This is a genomic window from Microbacterium foliorum (genome assembly GCF_006385575.1).
Classification (GTDB): Bacteria; Actinomycetota; Actinomycetes; order Actinomycetales; family Microbacteriaceae; genus Microbacterium; species Microbacterium foliorum_B.
Genome location: NZ_CP041040.1, coordinates 3,270,040 through 3,287,950, shown reverse-complemented (window position 1 = coordinate 3,287,950; position 17,911 = coordinate 3,270,040). Strand labels below are relative to the sequence as shown.

Sequence of the window (17,911 nt, the reverse complement as noted above, 5' to 3'; positions counted from 1 at the left end):
CCAAGGAGAATCCATGTCACTGGCAGGAAAGACCATCCTCATGTCGGGCGGAAGCCGCGGCATCGGCCTCGCGATCGCGTTGCGCGCCGCGGCTGACGGCGCGAACATCGCGATGCTCGCGAAGACCGACACCCCGCATCCGAAGCTCGAGGGCACGGTGCACTCGGCGGCCGAGCAGATCAGGGCCGCCGGCGGCCAGGCGCTGCCGATCGTGGGCGACGTGCGCGACGACGACGACATCACCGAGGCCGTGATGAAGACGCAGGGCGAGTTCGGCGGCATCGACATCGTCATCAACAACGCCAGCGTCATCGACCTGTCGCGCTCGCTCGACCTCGGTGCGAAGAAGTACGACCTCATGCAGGATGTGAACGTGCGGGGAACCTTCATGCTGTCGCGCGCAGCCGTGCCGATTCTCAAGGACGCCGAGAACCCGCACATCCTGTCGCTGTCGCCGCCCCTGAACCCCACGCCGAAGTGGCTCGGTGCGCACACCGGATACACCCTCGCGAAGTTCGGCATGACGATGGTCACGCTCGGTCTCGCGGCGGAGTTCGCCCGCGACGGCATCGCCGCGAACGCCCTCTGGCCGCGCACGACGATCGCGACCGCCGCGGTGCAGAACCTGCTCGGCGGCGACAAGGTCATGGCCGCGAGCCGCACACCCGACATCTATGCCGACGCCGCTTACGCGGTGCTGCTCAAGCCGGCGGCCGAGTACACCGGCCAGACGCTGATCGTCGAGGACGTGCTCGAAGCCGACGGCGTCACCGACTTCTCGAAGTACGCCGCTGTGCCCGGAACTCCCGACGACCGGCTGTTCCCGGACATCTTCCTCGACTGAGGCTTGGGTGCGGGTTGCGGCGGCCCGAGGGGAATGCGGGTGGCTGCTGATACCGTCGCCTCAGCGCAGCAGGCGCGGCCATCAACGGGAGGAATCTGTGCCCGCACCTCAACCCCGCACCAGAATCCTCGATGCCTTGCATCGCTCGCGCATGGAGCCGTATCTCGTGGCTGCCCACCACAATGAGAAGCGTGCGCTCTCCCTGTACAGGTGGCACACCGAATTGACGGCAGCAGTGCAGGCTGTTCTCGGTATCGCCGAGGTAGTCCTGCGCAACACGATTGACCGGGAACTTCAAGGCTGGAACAACAACCAGACGAACGGCACTCGGAGTTGGCTGCTCGCTGAGCCTGCTTCGCCCCTGCGAAGCTTGTCGGCGGGCAAACGCAAGGAAGCGCTAGAGAGGGCGCAGAAAGCGGCGGATCGGAGACCTGCAGGTCATCGACGCCACGGACTGCCAGTCACGCACGACGATGTTCTTGCGCACATCACGTTTGGGCTGTGGAAGGAACTCCTGCCGAACCACCTACCGGGCGCAGCCGATCCGAGCAACAGCACAGTGAACGCGAACCGCGAGTTCCTGTGGACGGATTGCCTTGAGGCGGCATTTCCCAACGAGGCCGACGCTGACGGTCGGATCACCTTCTGGCGAGTTGCGCACCTTCACCTGTTGCGGAACCGCGTGTCGCACATGGAGCCGTTGCTCGACGTAGACGTCGCTGATCGCATTCAGGAGGCGCTCGCGCTCGTCCGGAGCATCGATCGTGACGTCGCCAACTGGGTGTCCGGGGCCAACCGTGTACCGGTGATCCTTCGAGACCGTCCTGACGTGTAAAAAGAAAGAGCCTGAGGGCGCTTGCGTCCCACAGACTCTTTCAACACATGATGAGGGACCTTGTCCTCACCTTCTTGAACATGATTCTATGCGTTGTGTAGTCTCGGTGCAATCGCGCTTCAGTCGGGCGCGAGTCAGAAGAGCAGGTAGACGGCGCCGGCGATCGTCAGGGCGATCACGATGCGGTCGAACAGCACCTGGTTCATGCGCTTCGCCAGGCGGATGCCGCCGAGCGCGCCGAGCACGACGAGGGGCGCCAGCACGGCATCCATCAGCAGCACGTGTCCGTCGAACAGGCCGAGCCCTGCGAGGAACGGGATCTTCACGAGGTTGATGATCGCGAAGAACCACGCCGAGGTGCCGAGGAACACCTGCACGGGCGTGCGCGTCGCGAGAAAGTACATCGACATGACGGGGCCGCCGGCGTTCGCGACCATGGTGGTGAAGCCGCCGAGCGCGCCGTAGACGCCGGAGAGCACGATGCCGCCGGGGGCGGGAGCCACGGCATCCGCCGCCCGGTTCTGCCGCCACCGCCGCCACAGGGTGATGGCGATCATCGCGAGCAGGATCACGCCGATAGCGCGCCGCACGATGCCGTCGCCCGCGATCGCGAGGAACGCGAAGCCCGCCAGGAGTCCTGCGAGCACGGCGGGCGCCAACCGCAGCAGCGTCGGCCAGTGCGCGTGACGGCGGTAGGTGATGAGCGCGAACACGTCGCCGACGATGAGCAGCAGGAGCATCGCGGCGGTCGACGTGCGCGCGGGCAGCACGGTCGCGAACAGGGCGATCGCCAGGATGCTGCCGCCGGGGAGCGCGGTCTTCGAGATGCCGATCGTGACCGCGGCGAGGCCGAGCGTGGCCCACGCGAGGGGTGCGAGTTCGATCACATCAGCTGCGGGACGCAGCGAGTGCGGCGGCGAATCGCGCCGAGCGCTGCTCGATGTCGGCCCAGTCCGATGCGGCGAGCGAGGCGCCGTTCGCGAGGTCGCCGCCCGCGCCGACTGCGACTGCACCGGCGCGGAACCACTCGGCGAGGTTGTCGGGGCTGACACCGCCGGTCGGCATCAGCGGGGCGTCGGGGAACGGGCCCCGGAGTGCTCCGAGGTAGGACGGGCCGCCGAGCGACGCAGGGAAGATCTTGACCACGTCGACGCCGAGCTCGAGCGCGCTCATGACCTCGGTCGGCGTCATGGCGCCGGTCATCACGACGCGATCGGTGTCGAGCATCGCGCGGGTCAGTGCGGGAAGGGTTCCAGGGCTCACCAGGAAGTCCGCGCCGGCGTCGGCGGCGAGGGCGGCCTGCTCGGCGGTGGTGACGGTGCCGGCCCCGATGTACGCGGCGTCGCCGTGGCGCGCGATGAGCTCACGGATCACGGCCGGTGCGTCCGGTGTCGAGAAGGTGACCTCGATGCCGGTCACGCCTCCGCGGATGATCGCCTCCGACGCCTCGAGCGCGAGCTCAGGAGAGGGCGCCCGGAGCACGGCGAGGACCCCGGTGGCGCGGGCGCGGGAGAGACGGTCGGGCATCGGTTCTCCTTCAGTGGGGGATCGCAACCATTCTCCCCGACCGCAACCTGTGATTACAGCCGACGCGGGCGCGGCCAGGCCTCGACGACGTCCTTCGACTCTTTGAGTCCGAGACCCGTGTGCTCTCTCACGAGCTTGATCGCCTGGATCTTCTGGTCTGCGGACACGAGGCGGTCGACCTCGGATGAGACGGATGCCGGAAGCGCGCCGCGCACCGACGACGGCGTCGCGGTGATCGACGAATGCACGGCCGAGGCGTTCGACACGGCCGCGAGATGTGGAGCCGTGGTGCTGACGGACCAGTGGTCGATGCGGTCCTTCGCCTCCTGCAGGCGCACGCCCGTGCGCTGGCGGTAGAGCTTGATGGCGTGGATCTTGTGCCCCGAGGCTACGAGTCGGTCGATCTCGGCGATCGCCGCGGGGGTCAGCTGCGACGCCGAGGCGGTCGACGTCGACGAGGAGGCCACCGAGCGGGCCATCGTCGGCGACGGGGTGAACACGTGGGGCTCGGGAGACCGGGGACGCATCGACCGCAGTGCTGCGCCGATGATCACCACGCCGACGACGACAGCTGCGATGACCGCGCCGACAGCGATGATGATGTCCATCCGCTCAGTCTAGGGATGCGCGTGCCCCGGCCCCAGGGCCTTCCCACCCGGCACCGCGTACCCTGGAGGTATGACCGAGACTCCCCGCACGCGCGAGACGCGCCCCGCCACGGCACCCGCGTCGTCCCGTTCGGGAGCCGTCCGTTCCACCAAGACTCCGCAGGTGCGCCCTGCGACCGAGGGGTGGACCCAGCAGAAGGATGCCGAGGGGCGCCCGCTGCTGCAGTTCGCGAGCCCCAAGCGGGGCAAGCCTCCGGTGCACCTCGCCGACCTCACGCCCGCCGAGCGCATCGAGAAGGTCAAGGAGCTCGGCCTCCCCGGATTCCGGGCGAAGCAGCTCTCGACCCACTACTTCCGCCACTACACGTCGGATGCCGCGGAGATGACCGACCTTCCGGCCGACACCCGCGAGCAGCTCGTCGCCGGCATGTTGCCGCCGCTGCTCACGGAGGTGCGCCGCCTCGAGACCGACCGCGGAGACACGATCAAGTTCCTCTGGCGCCTGCACGACGGCGCCCTCGTCGAGTCGGTGCTCATGCGCTACCCCGGCCGCATCACGCTGTGCGTGTCGTCGCAGGCCGGATGCGGCATGAACTGCCCGTTCTGCGCGACCGGCCAGGCCGGTCTCACGCGCAACATGTCGACGGCCGAGATCATCGAGCAGATCGTGCGCGCCAACCGCCTGATCGCCGACGGCGGTCTGGGTGGCAAGAAGTCCGACGACCACTCGATGGAGCGCGTCTCGAACATCGTCTTCATGGGCATGGGTGAGCCGCTCGCCAACTACAAGCGCGTGATGGACGCGGTGCGCTCGATGGTCGCCCCGCAGCCCGATGGGCTCGGCATGAGCGCTCGCGGCATCACGGTGTCGACGGTCGGACTCGTGCCGGCGATCAAGAAGCTCGCCGACGAGGGCATCCCGGTGACCTTCGCACTCTCGCTGCACGCACCGGACGACCACCTCCGTGACGAGCTGATCCCGGTGAACTCGCGCTGGAAGGTCGACGAGGCTCTCGACGCCGCTCGGTACTACTACGAGAAGACGGGCCGTCGCGTCTCGATCGAGTACGCGCTGATCAAGGACATGAACGACCATGGCTGGCGTGCCGACCTGCTCGCCGACAAGCTCAACGAGCGCGGCCGTGGATGGGTGCACGTCAACCCGATTCCGCTGAACCCGACCCCCGGCTCGATCTGGACCTCGTCGGAGCCCTCGGTGCAGAACGAGTTCGTGCGTCGGCTCAACGATGCCGGCATCCCGACCACTCTCCGCGACACCCGCGGCAAGGAGATCGACGGCGCGTGCGGTCAGCTCGTCGCGACGACCGAGGACGAAGCGGCCTCGGCCGCGATGGCCTGAGCCTCTGCGCCGCGACCTCGATCGCGGAGGCCGTCTCGGCGACCCAGTGACTCGGCGCGTGCGAGCCAGGACTCGATGCGCGCGGGGCTCGCGTCCTTGACGCCCAGCATCCGGGTCGTGCGCACCGCGCGGACGCCGCAGAAGCGCAGTGTCCCTCGGGCGACGTGCGTCTGCGCGGGCAGGCCCGTGAACGGCGTGAGGAACCACGGGGTGTCCGCCAGAAGGAACAGCCGGCCGTTGCGGGCCGGCAGCAGCCCCACGGGGAGGCCGAGGTCCGAGTAGCGGTACTCCTGCTGCGGCAGCAGCGCGCGATCGAAGAAGCCCTTGAGCAGGGCGGGCACCGACCCCCACCAGAGTGGCGTGAACACGACGATCGTCGCGGCCTCGGCCAGGGCGCGCTTGGCGTCGATCAGATCGGGCTCGAGCTCCATGCGCTGGCGGTAGCCGAAGCGCAGCGACGGATCGAAATCGAGATCGCGCAGAGCGAGGATGCGCGCATCTCCGTGCGCTGCGGCGTAGCGCCGGGCGAGCTCGGCGGTGAGGGAGCGGGCGTCGGGGTGGCCGTCGATGATCAGGGCGGAAGACATGCGGACTCCTATGTTGACAGTGTCAAGAACTGGTGGACACTGTCAAGATAGGAAACAATGTTGCTTGTGTCAAGTTCTCGATCCGGTTATCACCACGGCGACCTCGCCCACGCTCTCGAGGCGGCGGCGATGCAGCTGCTCGCCGAGAAACCTGCGGGAGAGATCAGCCTGCGCGAGGTAGCCCGTGCCGCAGATGTGAGCCACAACGCTCCGTACCACCACTTCTCCGACCGCCGTGGGCTGCTCAAGGTGCTCGCCGAGCGGAGCATGGCCGACCTCGTCGCCGCGGTACGCGTGGCGATCGAGGGAGCATCCGACCCGGCATCCGCCGTGATCGAGGGCGGCGGCGCGTACATCCGCTACGCGGTCGAGCACGCGAACGGCTTCGACGTCATCTACGACCCCACGGTCTGCATCCCCGGTGAGCCGAGCAAGACCATGGCCCCGCTGATCGTCGAGCTCGAAGAGCTGCTGGGGGCGGCATCCGTCGCCGCGGGGCTCAATGAGCAGAGCGTGACCGGCGTGTGGGGCCTCGTGCACGGGCTCGGAACGCTGTGCGCCGCGGGGCATTTCTCGCTCGACGATGCCCTCGCCGCGAGCGCCGACGCGCTCACTCGCATGCTCCCGCGCTGACCCGCTGCGCCTGTGCGAGCGGCCCCTGCAGAGGCATAAACACAGGGTTCGTGCACGTTTTCCACAGGCGACCTTTCGTAGATTGTCGGAATGCCCTATTCCGCTCACCGCCCCGGACGGTTCGATTCGCAGGGTCGGATCATCCTCGACAGCGACCCGAACGCTGACACGGATGACCTCGACTTCCTCCGTGCGTACGAGCCCACCGGCGCCGATCTGCAGGCGCCGGACACGGTCGAACCCAGGCGCGGCACTGAGCCGGAAGCGGACGCGGAGCCGGGTGCTGCGGCATCCGCCGAGCCCGTGCGCGAGCCGAAGCCCCGCCGTCAGCCCCGGCAGCCGCGCGAGCGCGCGCCGCGCGTGCCTGGTTCGCGACTGCGCAAGCTCGCGATCCTCGGCGGAGCGGACGGCGAGATCCTCGACCGGGTTCCCGGTGAGACCCCGCGGTTCGTGCAGATGTTCTTCGTGCTGGCCGGCACCGCGCTGGTCTCGGCGATCTCGATGCTGTTCGCGCTGACCACCGGCGTGCAGGCCGCGATCTGGCTGGCCGTGCCGCTGGCGGTCGTCTGGGCGCTGATCATCTTCAATCTCGACCGGTTCCTGACGTCGACCATGACGTCGACGCGCAACGTCTGGAAGCTCATCGGGCTCGCGATCCCGCGAGTGATCATGGCCGCGATCATCGGCTTCGTCGTGGCAGAGCCGCTCGTGCTGCAGATCTTCCACAACGACATCGCCCGCGAGGTCGCCGCGACGAACATCACGCAGGCGCAGTCCGATCAGGAGGCTCTGGAGACGGGCCCCGAGAAGAAGGCGCTGGACGCGGCATCCGACCGCGTCGCCGAGCTCGAGAACCAGGCGGCCACCGGAATCGTCGCCGGCACCGACTCGTCGTCGGCGACGGAATCCGCCGCTCAGGCGACCGTCGACGACCTCACCGCCAAGATGACCGCCCAGCAGGCCGTGATCGACCAGGCGCGCATCCTGTATCAGTGCGAGCTCACGGGCGAGGGTGCCGGCACGGTTCCGGGCTGCACCGGCGTGAACGGCGAGGGTGCGAGCTCGGATGCCGCCGAGGCCCAGCTCGCCGAGGCGCAGCAGACCTACGATGCACTCGCCGCGCAGCTGCGCACCGCCAACGAGGAGCTCGCCGCGGCCGGCACCGCCGCCAAGGAGAACACCAGCACGTCGGAGACGCAGAACCGCGAAGAGGCGCAGTCGCAGCTGCCCGCCGCGCGCGACAGCTATGACGCCGCGCTCGACGCATACAACGCACGGGCAGAATCCGTGGCCTCCGGCAATGCGGGAGCGATCGGGCTGCTGAGCCAGATCAGCGGACTCAACCGGCTGAGCGAGAAGGAGCCGACGATCCTGTGGGCGCATATCCTGATCGCCGCGCTGTTCTTCATGATCGAGCTGCTGCCGGTGCTCGTGAAGGTGCTCACATCGTACGGCGACCCGTCGCTCTACGAGAAGGCTGCCGCGATCCGCAGGCAGGTCGCACTCGACAAGGTGACGGCCGAAGGGTTCCGCGACAGGGCAGCGATCGTGACCGTGCAGTCGGAGGGCATTCAGGCGGATGCTGCGCCGGCCGAGCCGCAGACGCGGGCCGAGCGCAAGGAGGCTGAGCAGGCGGCGCAGGAGCGGGCGGAGGCCGAGGAGCGCGAGCTCGCGGAGAAGCGTGCGCAGGCCCAGACGCTCGAAGAGCAGGAGCAGCTGGTCGAGCCCCGGGTCTGAGACCGGTCACGATGATCGGGCCCGGGTGTCTGTAGCGGCAGGTAGCGTTGTTGCATGGTCAACTATCGCTATCTCGGCAACAGCGGTCTCAAGGTCTCTGAGATCACGTACGGCAACTGGGTCACCCATGCTTCTCAGGTCGAAGACGACGCCGCCGTCAAGACGGTGCACGCGGCGCTCGACGCCGGCATCACGACGTTCGACACGGCCGACACGTACGCGAACACCGCGGCCGAGGTCGTGCTCGGCAAGGCTCTCGAAGGCCAGCGTCGCGAGGGGCTCGAGATCTTCACGAAGGTCTACTTCCCGACCGGTCCCAAGGGTCCGAACGACACCGGGCTGAGCCGCAAGCACATCCTCGAGTCGATCAACGGCTCGCTCAAGCGCCTCGGCACCGACTACGTCGACCTCTACCAGGCGCACCGCTTCGACTACGAGACCCCGCTGGAGGAGACGTTCCAGGCGTTCGCCGACGTCGTCCGTCAGGGCAAGGCGCTCTACATCGGCGTCTCGGAGTGGACGGCAGAGCAGCTGCGGGACGGCCATGCGCTGGCCAAGGAGCTCGGCGTGCAGCTGATCTCGAACCAGCCCGAGTACTCGATGCTGCACCGCGTGATCGAGGGCAAGGTCGTGCCGACCTCGCAGGACCTTGGCATCTCGCAGATCGTCTGGTCTCCCATGGCCCAGGGCGTGCTGTCGGGCAAGTACCTGCCGGGTCAGCCGGTGCCCGACGGGTCGCGTGCGACGGACTCGAACAGCGGTGCCGACTTCATCCAGCGGTTCCTGAAGGATGACATCCTCACCGCCGTGCAGCGGCTCAAGCCGATCGCCGAGCAGGCGGGCCTGTCGATGCCGCAGCTCGCGATCGCCTGGGTGCTGCAGAACCCGAACGTCGCCGCGGCCCTCGTCGGCGCCTCGCGTCCCGAGCAGCTGGCCGACACGGTCAAGGCCTCGGGCGTGACACTCGACGACGACACGCTCGCCGCGATCGACGCCGCGCTCGGCGACATGGTCGACCGCGACGTCGAGGTGACGTACTCGCGGTCGCCGAAGTCGCGCCTGGTCTGAGGGTGTGCATGACCAAGGCCGCCGTTCGTGATGAACGGCGGCCTTCGTCATGTTCGGGTGCGGGAGCGGCTACTCCTTGACGGCTCCGGCCGTGAGGCCCTGCACGATCCAGCGGCTCGCGAGGGCGAACATCGCCATGGTCGGCAGGATCGTCAGCACCGCCGCGGCCGACATCGAACCCCAGTCGATGTTGAACGTCGAGATGAAGCCATTCAGTGCCGAGGGCACCGTGCGGTTGGCGTCGGTGTTCATCAGCACGACCGACAGGAACAGCTCGTTCCAGCAGTTGACGAAGTTGAAGATGAACGCCGCGATGATGCCGGGGGTCATCACCGGGACGAGCACCCGGAACAGGGCGCCGAATCGCGAGCATCCGTCGATCATCGCCGCCTCTTCGAGCGCGTCGGGGACGTTCTCGAAGAACCCGCGCAGCATGACCGTGGAGAACGGGATGCAGACCGCGATGTACACGAGGATGAGGCCGGGTTTGGTGTCGACCAGGCCGAGGTCGGTCATCATCGAGTACAGCGGTCCGAGTGCGATGAACGCCGGGATCATCTGCGTCAGCAGGAACGCGACCAGCACCGTGCCCTTGCCGCGGAACTCGAACCGGGCGATCACGTAGGCGCTCAGCAGTGCGATCAGTGTCGCGACCGCACCCGCGATCGTGGCCACGAGAGCCGAGTTGCCGAGGAACACCCCGAACGAGCTCTGCTGGAACAGGCTGACGTAGTTGTCGAACGACGGCTCGCTCGGCCAGTACTCGATCGGGAACGAGTTGATCGTGCCCGGCGACTTGAACGAGGTCAGTGCGATCCAGTACAGCGGGAACAGCGTGATCACGAGCCAGAGCAGAAGCCCGACCACGCGCACGACGCCGCCGACCGACACCTTCCTCTTCGGGCGGGGAGCCTTGGCGATGTCGGGAACGGTGAGACGCCGGGTCTCGGTGACTGTTGTGCCGGTGATGGTCATCGCTGCACCTTCCGCATCGCCATCAAGTAGAACGCGCAGAACACGAACAGGAACGCGACGACGATGAGTCCGATCGCACTCGCGATGCCGTAGTTGCCCTGCTGCGTGTAGTTGATCATCCACGTCGTGATGATGTGCGTCTGGTTCGCCGGCCCGCCGCTGGTCATCGCGTAGATGATGTCGGGGAAGTTGAAGATCCAGATGATGCGCAGCAGGATCGTCAGCAGCAGCGTCATCGAGATGTACGGGATGATGATCGAGAACAGCTGGCGCACCTTGCCTGCGCCGTCGAGGCTCGCGGCCTCGAGCATCTCATCGGGCACCGACTGCAGCGCCGCGAGGATCATGATCGCGAAGAACGTCACCCCGTACCAGATGTTGGCCACGATGACCGCGAACATCGCGAGCTTCGGATCGGCCAGCCAGGGGAGCGGGGCGTCGATGAAGCCCGCCTTCATGAGCAGGTCGTTCACGACACCGAACTCGGCGTTGAACATCCAGCGGAACAGCATGCCGATCAGGAAGCCCGAGACAGCCCACGGGAAGAACACGAGCGCCTGGTAGAGCCCGCGGAAGCGGAACCGCTTGCGCAGCGCGAGCGCGATCAGGAAGCCGATCACGAGCTGAGGCACGAGCGAGCCGACGACCCAGAGTACGGAGTTCCACGCGACGACCGGGAACGCCGGGTCCTGGAAGACGGTCACGAAGTTGTCGAATCCCACCCAGGGAGTCGACGTGAGGTCCCACAGGTTCCAGTCGTGGAAGGCCATGCGTGCACCCTGCAGCATGGGCCAGTATGTGAACCAGCACACGAACACGATCGCCGGGGCCATGAAGGCCAGCAGCGTCAGCGCGTGGCGGCCACGGAACGGGCGGCGCCGGCGGGATGCCGGGGAGGCCCCGCCGGCGGTGCCGACGGAGCCCCCTTCGAGAGTGGTCCGGGTCACGGATCAGCCCTTTTCCGCTGCGTACTTCTCGGTCCAGAAGGCGTCCCACGACTCGAGCAGCTCGGTGGTCGACATGTTGCCGAGCAGCACGTTCTGCACGTCCTGGTCGGACTTCTGCATCCACTCGGTCCACCAGCTGACCCCGCGCGGCTGACGCACGTTGACGTACGTCTCGGGGTCCTCCGTCATGGTGACGTAGCTGGTCCACGGGCCGGTCGAGTAGAACTCGTCGTCAGCCGCCTCCGAGATGATCGGCACGAGGCTGTTGGCCTGGGCGAACTCGGTCGCGGGCTCGGCCGACGAGAGGAACTCGACGAGCTTGACCGCGGCATCCTGGTGCTCGCTGTTCTCGGCGACGCCCCACCCGGCGACGGCCAGCGGCTGCGCGGCCTTGCCGGACGGGCCGACGAGCAGCGGGGCGGTGTCCCACCGGTCTTCGGTCAGCGATGAGTCCTGCACCGTCGCGATGACTTCGGGGTCCTGCAGCAGGAACGCCGTGGTGCCGTTCGTGAAGCCGGCGACCATCTCGGGATAGCCCCACGAGACGGCCGAGGGCGGGGATGCCTCCTTGAACAGATCGAAGTAGTCGTCGACGGCCTCCTGAGCCTCGGGGGCGGCGAAGATCGTGGATCCGTCTTCCATCAGAAAGGCGTCATCGACGTCGAGGCCGTCGATCGTGTAGGCCTCGATCGCCGCCACCACGTTGCTGTTCGCGTTCGGGCCGCCACGGAAGGCGTAGCCGTAGATGTTGTTCGACGGGTCCTGGATCGCGCTGGCCTGCTCGAGCAGATCCTTCCAGCTGTGCGGCGGGCCGTCGAAGCCCGCCTCCTCGACCAGGTCGGTGCGATAGAAGAGCGACAGCCCGTAGAAGCCGTAGGGCACGAAGTAGCTCTTGCCGTCGGCGGCCACCGACGCGGCCTGCGCGTTGTCGGTCAGGGCATCCCAGCCGTCCCACTCCTCGAGGTCGCCCGAGACGTCGTGCAGCCAGCCGTTGTTCGCGAACGGCCCGACGGTGATGTCGCGGACCTCGAGCACATCGACGCCCTTGCCCGACTGCAGCATCTGCTGGATCTTCGCGTCGGCCTGCTCGGTCGGCGGCGAGACCAGAGTGACCTTGATGTCGGGGTTCTCCGCCTCGAAGTCATCGAGGAATCCGCGAAGCAGATCGGTGCGCGTCGGGTTGGTCAGGCTCTCGACCATCTGCAGGGTGACGGTGCCGTCGGCGGATTCGCCGCCGCTTGCGGAACAGCCGGTGAGCGCGAGTGCGGCGACGGTGCCGAATCCCGCGGCGGTCGTCAAGATTCTGTTCTTCTTCACGAGGTGCCTCTCAGTTGGTGATGGTGGTGGGTCGGGTGGTGGGTGGAGCGGGTGGTGGGTGGAGCGGGTGGTGGGTGGAGCGGGTCAGGTGACGATGATCGAGTCGGCGGTGCGGATGCCGGCGCGGCGGAGGATCTGCGGGATGCAGCGCTCGACGAAGGCCTCGAAGTCCGACGCCTCGGTGTAGAGGTGCGCCGAGAGGCGGAAGTAGCCGACGCCGCGGAAGCTCGTGAACGCGGTCTCGACGCCGGTCTCGTCGAGCAGATCCATGCGCAGGGCGTCGGCCTCCTCGCGGGTCGAGCCGAGTCCGAGCGGCAGGCGCACGAGGCGCATCGACGGCACGGGAGAGGGCAGCGGTGTCAGTGGGTCTTCGTCGCCGTAGGGACGCAGGCCCTCGGCGATGATCTCGGCACCGGCATCCGCCATCTGCGCCATCGCCCGGCGGGCGTTGTGCCAGCCGAACTCGCGCTCGATGAACTCGATCGACGCGGGGGTGGCGAGGTAGGTCGTCGCGTCGATCGTGCCCTGGGTGTCGAAGCGCTCGGGGTAGGGCTCGTTCGCGGCCCACGAGTCGATGAGCGGCCAGAGGTCATCGCGGTCGGGAGCTGTCGTGACGAGCAGCGCCGATCCGCGTGGGGCGCAGGGCCACTTGTGCAGGTTGCCGAACCACCAGTCGCCGCCGGCGACTGCGGCGGCATCCGCAACCAGCCCGGGAGCGTGCGCGCCGTCGACCAGAGTGCGGATGCCGCGCTCGGCGGCGAGCTCGGCGATGCGGCGGGTGGGCAGCATCCGCGCGGTGGGCGAGGTGATCTGGTCGACCACGATCAGACGCGTGCGGGGCGTGAGCGCGTCGGCGAAGAGCTGCACGACCTCGTCGTCGGAGGCGAGCAGTGGCAGCTCGACGGCCCGGACGAATGCTCCGAAGCGGCGGGCCAGGCGCTGCGCCCCCATCGTGATCGCGCCGTAGCCCTGGTCGGTCACGAGGATCTCGTCGCTGCGCTCGAGGTGCAGGGCGTTGTAGACGACGGTGGCCGCGGCCGAGGCGTTGGGCACGAAGACACTGTCTTCAGCGTGGGCACCGAGAAACGGGGCGGTGCGCTCTCTGGCGGCGCGCACGCGCTCGGCGATGCGGGGGAACCACTCGACCGGGCTGAGATCGGCTCGGCGCCGCAGCGCATCCTGCTGCTCGACGACCGCGGTGGGCACAGCGCCGAAAGAGCCGTGGTTCAGGTGAATCACGTCGGGATCGAGCGGCCACGCATCACGGGCTCGAATGCCGGAATTCAGCGTGAGCGGTGCGGGGAAGAGTGGTGCGGGCATCGGTCCTCGTCGGTGCGTCGGGGGAGTTGTTGCACAACTTTGCCACAGAGGTTCCGATATGGCTATGGAAAGGTGAATATGAAAGATAGTTGTCATACGAATTTGATGACGAGCGCGGGTCCGACAGACTCACAGAGGAGTGGCCGGTGTCAGAGAGGATCACGATGAGCGCTTTGGATACGGCTCTGCACGGGCTGCGTGCGCTGATCGCCGACGGCGCGCTGCGCCCCGGCGACCGTCTGCCCAGCGAGGGCGAGCTGTGCGAGACGCTCGGCGTCTCGCGAGGATCGCTGCGCGAAGCCATCCGCATGCTGGCCGCGCTCGGGGTGCTCGAGACCCGCCACGGTTCGGGCAGCTACGTCAGCGAGCTGCGCGCCGCCGACCTGATCGGCAGCCTCTCGCTCACCGTCGGCCTGCTGCCCATGGAAGGCGTGCTCGAGCTGACCGAGCTGCGCCGCGTGCTCGAACCGCACGCCGCCGCGCTCGCGGCGGCGCGCATCGACGCCGCGACGATCGAGGAGCTCAGCGGCGTGCTCGACGAGATCGAGGCCAGCGACGACTTCGAGGATCACTCGCGTCTCGACCACGCCTTCCACATGACGATCTCGGAGGTCGCGGGCAACGACGCCCTCACGAGCCTGATCGACGTGCTGCGCTCACGATCGCGGGCGTATCGGATTCCGGATGCCGGCGACGCGGCCGAACTCAAGCTGCACTCGGACGCCGGGCACCGGGCGATTCTCCGTGGACTCGCGGCAGCGGATCCGGTCGCGGCGTCGACCGCGGCATCCGCGCACGTGGCGCAGACCGAGTACTGGGTGCGCCGGTACACCGAGACGGACATCGTCGCCGAGGCGCCGGCCGTCGAGCCGGACTGAGCGCGGCGGGGCAGCGAGGAGCGCCTCGATTCAGGTCTCCTGCGGTGCGAAGCGCATCACGTTCGTGTTTCGACGGACGAAGCCGACCGATTCGTAGAGGCGCAATGCCGATTCGCGAGACGGACGGGAGGTCAGATCGAGCTTCGACAGTCCTCGCCGTTCGGACTCCTCGATGATCGTCTCGAGCAGCAGTCGTGCGATGCCTCGTCCACGGGTGCTCTGATCGACCACGACGTCTTCGATGCTGCCGTGCCGTCCGGTGATGAGCGGGGCCATCGCGAGAGTGGCCATCCCCACGATCCGTCCTGACTCGCGCGCGACGAAGAGGTCTGCGTTCGGCGCCTCGAGCAGCGAGAGCACCCGTGCCGCGTCGAATCGAGCGGTCGCCGAGATCTGGGGCAGAAGTGTCTCGATCTGCTGGAGGTCGCTCGGCGTGAGGCGGTCCGCGATCGAGATGCTGATTTCGTCGGCCATCGGGACAGCTCAGGCGAGGGTGATGTCGACCTGGATCTCGGTGGCGATGCGCTCGAGGTCGCGACGCAGCGCGTCGAGGTCGACCGACTCGGGAACCCGTGCGATCACAGATGCCTCGAACAGACGGCCGCCGGCCATCGCGGCATCCCGCGTCTCTGTCGCCAGCTCTTCGATGCTGAGCTCGTGCGCGTTCAGCACGTTGGACACCTCACGGACGATGCCGGATCGGTCGTTGCCGAGAATCCGGATCTCGAGCACCTGCGCCTCGGCGTCCGCCGCGGGCGTGCCGGTCAGAACGGCGAGCGTCAGCAGACCCTGGCCCTGCAGTTCGCGGAGTGCCGCCTGCAGCCCCTCCGAGTGCTCGGGTGCGACCGACACCTCGATCACACCGGCGAAGGTTCCGGCGAGCTCGGCCAGCGAGCTGTTCTCCCAGTTGCCTTCGTGGGCGTCGACGACATCGGCGACCGCGGCGACGAGTCCGGGGCGATCAGCACCCGCGACAGTGAGGATGAGAGTAGTCATGCGGCCAGCGTAGCCGTTCACAATTCAGCATCACCGGTCGGATCCCGAGCGAAACGGGTGGCCAGGTGGCCGATCGACGAAGTCCGTGCTGAATTGTGAACGAGCAGGCCAGTCGAACCTGCTCAGTCGACCCAGACGCCGGTCTCGAGGAAGTGGTCGAGGCGGGCGCGATGCGGGGCGAGGTCCCAGCCTTGACCTGCGACCCACTCGTCGTTGAAGTACGTGCCGGCGTAGCGGATGCCGCTGTCGCAGATCAGGGTGACGATGCTGCCGGTCTCGCCGGCCGCGCGCATGCGTGCGATCAGCTGGAAGGCACCGTAGAGGTTGGTGCCGGTCGAGCCACCGGCGAGGTGCAGCGTGCGCTCGCGCAGCATCCGGATCGCGGCGATCGAGCCGGCGTCGGGAACGCGGATCATCTCGTCGATCACGCTGGGCACGAATGAGGCCTCGACGCGCGGCCGGCCGATGCCCTCGATGCGGCTCGGGCGTCCGACGGGCGGATCGACCGTGCCGGCCCAGCCGTCGTAGAACGCCGAACCCTCGGGGTCGACCACGGCGATCTGCGTCTCGTGGCGGCGGTACTTCACGTAGCGCCCGAACGTCGCGCTCGTGCCGCCGGTGCCCGCGCCCACGACGATCCAGCGGGGGATCGGATGCCGCTCCTGCGACAGCTGGCTGAACACGCTCTCGGCGATGTTGTTGTTGCCGCGCCAGTCGGTCGCGCGCTCGGCATACGTGAACTGATCGAGGTAGTGGCCGTGGCATTCGGACGCGAGGCGCTGGGCCTCGGGAGACATGTCCTCTGCGCGGTCGACGAAGTGGCAGCGGCCGCCGTAGAACTCGATGAGGTCGATCTTCTCCTGGCTGGTCGACCGCGGCACGACGGTGACGAACGGCAGCCCCAGCATCCGCGCGAAGTACGCCTCGGAGACGGCGGTCGAGCCGCTCGACGACTCGACCAGCGTCGAGTGCTCGGTGATGCGGCCGTTGACGAGCCCGTAGAGGATCAGCGAGCGCGCGAGACGGTGCTTGAGCGACCCGGTGGGGTGCACCGACTCGTCCTTGAGATACAGATCGATGCCCCACTCGGGCGGCAGCGGGAAGAGGTGCAGGTGCGTGTCGGCACTGCGGTTCGCGTCGGCCTCCAGCAGGGCGATCGCGGTGCTGGTCCAGTCGCTCATGCTTCGAGCGTAACGCTCCTCTATCTGGCGGTGTAGCCGCCCTCGCCCGTCTGGCCGTCGTAGGTGAAGACCTCGTCTTCGAGGGTGATCTGGATGTCGTCGCCGAGCGGCTGCTCAGCGAGCAGGCGCTCCTCGAGCATCGTCATCCGCTCCTCGTACTCCTGCGCCTGCGCCTCGTCGACACCCCAGATCGTCGCGACCTTCATGTCGGTCAGAAAGTAGAGGAAGGCCGAGACGGCGGTGCGGTTGAACTCGGTGTCGGGGATGCTCTCCCACAGCGCGCCGCTGTCGCGCAGGCGCTTGTATTCGTCGATCTTCGCCTGGAGAACGTCGGCTATTCCGGATGCATCGGCGTCACCCGAGTCGTCGGACGGCGGCTCGTCGGCATCCGTGTCGTCGGAGGGAGCGGTCGGTGCTGCCGTCACGGCCGGCGCAGGGGCCGACACCGGCTCCGGCGAACGTGACGCCACCAGGAGCCCCACGACCACCGCTATTCCGACGACGATGAGCACGACGAACGCACCCACTGCGGCCAACACGATGCCGACAGTCCGGCCGGAGGACTTCGGCGCGTCGGGTGGCAACGTCGACATCGGGTACCCGGCGCCGTAGACGGCACCCTGAGGCTGGCCGCCGTGCTGCGGTGGCGGGTAGGCGGCCGACGCATACGGCGGCAGCGGCGGCGCGGGAGGCGCCGTGAATGCAGGGGGCGGCGGCACGGCCGGACCGGCAGGAGGCGCGGGGGGCCCACTCAACGAGGGTGCAAGCGGGATGCCCGAGGGGACTGATGTCGGAAAAGCGCCCGGTGCTCCGGGCGGAGGCGGCGGGACAACCGGCTCGGGTCCTGGCTCATTCGAATCGACCATCGTGTCTCCCCCTCGCTCACGTCGCCCCAAGGGGCGTGTCGTCTTCCGCCAGGCTAGCCGCCTCAGCGCACTCGGCTAACGAACCGTGCCGGCGCGCGAGGTGCCGGCGGCGTCGTCGACATGCAGTGGGTCGCCCGGCTGCAGGCCGTCTCTCGAGATGCCCTCGATGATCAGCCGACGCAGCTGGTCGTACATGGGTGCCGCGGAGTGGCGGTCGATCGTGTCATTCATG

Annotated in this window: 20 protein-coding genes; 7 read left to right on the top strand and 13 right to left on the bottom strand. The window is 68.0% G+C overall.

Features of this window, described 5'->3' with window-relative positions:
* Positions 1-13: 13 nt before the first annotated feature.
* Complete coding sequence (locus tag FIV50_RS15900) at positions 14-844, top strand: SDR family oxidoreductase (RefSeq protein WP_140038269.1); 831 nt, start codon at positions 14-16, stop codon at positions 842-844.
* A 97-nt stretch (positions 845-941) separates the two neighbouring features.
* Positions 942-1,679, top strand: coding sequence for a hypothetical protein (locus tag FIV50_RS15895; protein ID WP_258184308.1), 738 nt, complete (start codon positions 942-944; stop codon positions 1,677-1,679).
* A gap of 134 nt (positions 1,680-1,813) precedes the next feature.
* Here FIV50_RS15895 and FIV50_RS15890 read toward each other — a convergent pair whose 3' ends face one another.
* Genes FIV50_RS15890 through FIV50_RS17805 form a run of 3 tightly spaced genes read right to left on the bottom strand, consistent with a single transcriptional unit; the run spans position 1,814 to position 3,814 of the window.
* Positions 1,814-2,566 (bottom strand): sulfite exporter TauE/SafE family protein, encoded by a 753-nt coding sequence (locus FIV50_RS15890; RefSeq protein ID WP_140038268.1) that lies wholly within the window; start codon positions 2,564-2,566, stop codon positions 1,814-1,816.
* A gap of 1 nt (position 2,567) precedes the next feature.
* Complete coding sequence (locus FIV50_RS15885) at positions 2,568-3,206, bottom strand: bifunctional 4-hydroxy-2-oxoglutarate aldolase/2-dehydro-3-deoxy-phosphogluconate aldolase (protein ID WP_140038267.1); 639 nt, start codon at positions 3,204-3,206, stop codon at positions 2,568-2,570.
* Between the two features lie 53 nt (positions 3,207-3,259).
* Positions 3,260-3,814, bottom strand: coding sequence for a ribosomal protein L7/L12 (locus FIV50_RS17805; protein ID WP_219846224.1), 555 nt, complete (start codon positions 3,812-3,814; stop codon positions 3,260-3,262).
* A 70-nt stretch (positions 3,815-3,884) separates the two neighbouring features.
* Here FIV50_RS17805 and rlmN point away from each other — a divergent pair, with 70 nt between their 5' ends.
* Positions 3,885-5,174 (top strand): 23S rRNA (adenine(2503)-C(2))-methyltransferase RlmN, encoded by a 1,290-nt coding sequence (gene rlmN, locus FIV50_RS15875; protein ID WP_181164248.1) that lies wholly within the window; start codon positions 3,885-3,887, stop codon positions 5,172-5,174.
* Here rlmN and FIV50_RS15870 read toward each other — a convergent pair.
* Positions 5,123-5,761: an NAD(P)H-dependent oxidoreductase gene (locus FIV50_RS15870; RefSeq protein WP_140038266.1), complete on the bottom strand. Its 639-nt coding sequence runs from the start codon at positions 5,759-5,761 to the stop codon at positions 5,123-5,125. The genes rlmN and FIV50_RS15870 overlap by 52 nt on opposite strands.
* A 66-nt stretch (positions 5,762-5,827) precedes the next feature.
* Between FIV50_RS15870 and FIV50_RS15865 the strand changes: the two genes are divergently transcribed.
* The 3 genes from FIV50_RS15865 (at position 5,828) to FIV50_RS15855 (ending at position 9,199) form a co-directional block, all read left to right on the top strand.
* Positions 5,828-6,394, top strand: coding sequence for a TetR/AcrR family transcriptional regulator (locus FIV50_RS15865; RefSeq protein ID WP_140038265.1), 567 nt, complete (start codon positions 5,828-5,830; stop codon positions 6,392-6,394).
* A 90-nt stretch (positions 6,395-6,484) separates the two neighbouring features.
* Complete coding sequence (locus FIV50_RS15860; protein WP_140038264.1) at positions 6,485-8,131, top strand: DUF4407 domain-containing protein; 1,647 nt, start codon at positions 6,485-6,487, stop codon at positions 8,129-8,131.
* 54 nt (positions 8,132-8,185) lie between these two features.
* Positions 8,186-9,199 carry an aldo/keto reductase family protein gene (locus FIV50_RS15855; protein WP_140038263.1) on the top strand — a complete coding sequence of 338 codons (1,014 nt, stop codon included), beginning with the start codon at positions 8,186-8,188 and terminating at the stop codon, positions 9,197-9,199.
* Positions 9,200-9,268: 69 nt separating this feature from the next.
* On the opposite strand, the gene FIV50_RS15850 is transcribed toward FIV50_RS15855, so the two are convergent.
* The 4 genes from FIV50_RS15850 to FIV50_RS15835 form a co-directional block, all read right to left on the bottom strand.
* Positions 9,269-10,174, bottom strand: coding sequence for a carbohydrate ABC transporter permease (locus FIV50_RS15850; protein ID WP_219846223.1), 906 nt, complete (start codon positions 10,172-10,174; stop codon positions 9,269-9,271).
* Positions 10,171-11,121: a carbohydrate ABC transporter permease gene (locus tag FIV50_RS15845; RefSeq protein ID WP_140038262.1), complete on the bottom strand. Its 951-nt coding sequence runs from the start codon at positions 11,119-11,121 to the stop codon at positions 10,171-10,173. The genes FIV50_RS15850 and FIV50_RS15845 overlap by 4 nt, the downstream gene beginning before the upstream one ends.
* 3 nt (positions 11,122-11,124) lie before the next feature.
* Positions 11,125-12,438, bottom strand: coding sequence for an ABC transporter substrate-binding protein (locus FIV50_RS15840; RefSeq protein WP_140038261.1), 1,314 nt, complete (start codon positions 12,436-12,438; stop codon positions 11,125-11,127).
* 84 nt (positions 12,439-12,522) lie between these two features.
* Complete coding sequence (locus tag FIV50_RS15835) at positions 12,523-13,758, bottom strand: aminotransferase class V-fold PLP-dependent enzyme (protein WP_140038260.1); 1,236 nt, start codon at positions 13,756-13,758, stop codon at positions 12,523-12,525.
* Between the two features lie 164 nt (positions 13,759-13,922).
* Here FIV50_RS15835 and FIV50_RS15830 point away from each other — a divergent pair, with 164 nt between their 5' ends.
* The gene (locus tag FIV50_RS15830; RefSeq protein ID WP_140038259.1) at positions 13,923-14,636 is read left to right on the top strand and encodes a FadR/GntR family transcriptional regulator; all 714 of its coding nucleotides are present in this window, start codon (positions 13,923-13,925) and stop codon (positions 14,634-14,636) included.
* Positions 14,637-14,666: 30 nt separating this feature from the next.
* On the opposite strand, the gene FIV50_RS15825 is transcribed toward FIV50_RS15830, so the two are convergent.
* From FIV50_RS15825 to FIV50_RS15805, 5 genes are all read right to left on the bottom strand, one after another.
* Entirely contained in the window at positions 14,667-15,110 is a 444-nt protein-coding gene (locus tag FIV50_RS15825; protein WP_140038258.1) for a GNAT family N-acetyltransferase, read from the bottom strand.
* A gap of 9 nt (positions 15,111-15,119) precedes the next feature.
* A complete protein-coding gene (locus FIV50_RS15820) occupies positions 15,120-15,632 on the bottom strand; it encodes a glycine cleavage system protein R (RefSeq protein WP_140038257.1) in 513 nt (170 codons plus the stop codon).
* Positions 15,633-15,754: 122 nt separating this feature from the next.
* Positions 15,755-16,813 (bottom strand): PLP-dependent cysteine synthase family protein, encoded by a 1,059-nt coding sequence (locus FIV50_RS15815; protein WP_140038256.1) that lies wholly within the window; start codon positions 16,811-16,813, stop codon positions 15,755-15,757.
* A 20-nt stretch (positions 16,814-16,833) separates the two neighbouring features.
* Complete coding sequence (locus tag FIV50_RS15810) at positions 16,834-17,532, bottom strand: hypothetical protein (protein WP_140038255.1); 699 nt, start codon at positions 17,530-17,532, stop codon at positions 16,834-16,836.
* A 222-nt stretch (positions 17,533-17,754) separates the two neighbouring features.
* Positions 17,755-17,910, bottom strand: coding sequence for a hypothetical protein (locus FIV50_RS15805; protein ID WP_258184307.1), 156 nt, complete (start codon positions 17,908-17,910; stop codon positions 17,755-17,757).
* Between the last annotated feature and the right edge of the window lies 1 nt (position 17,911).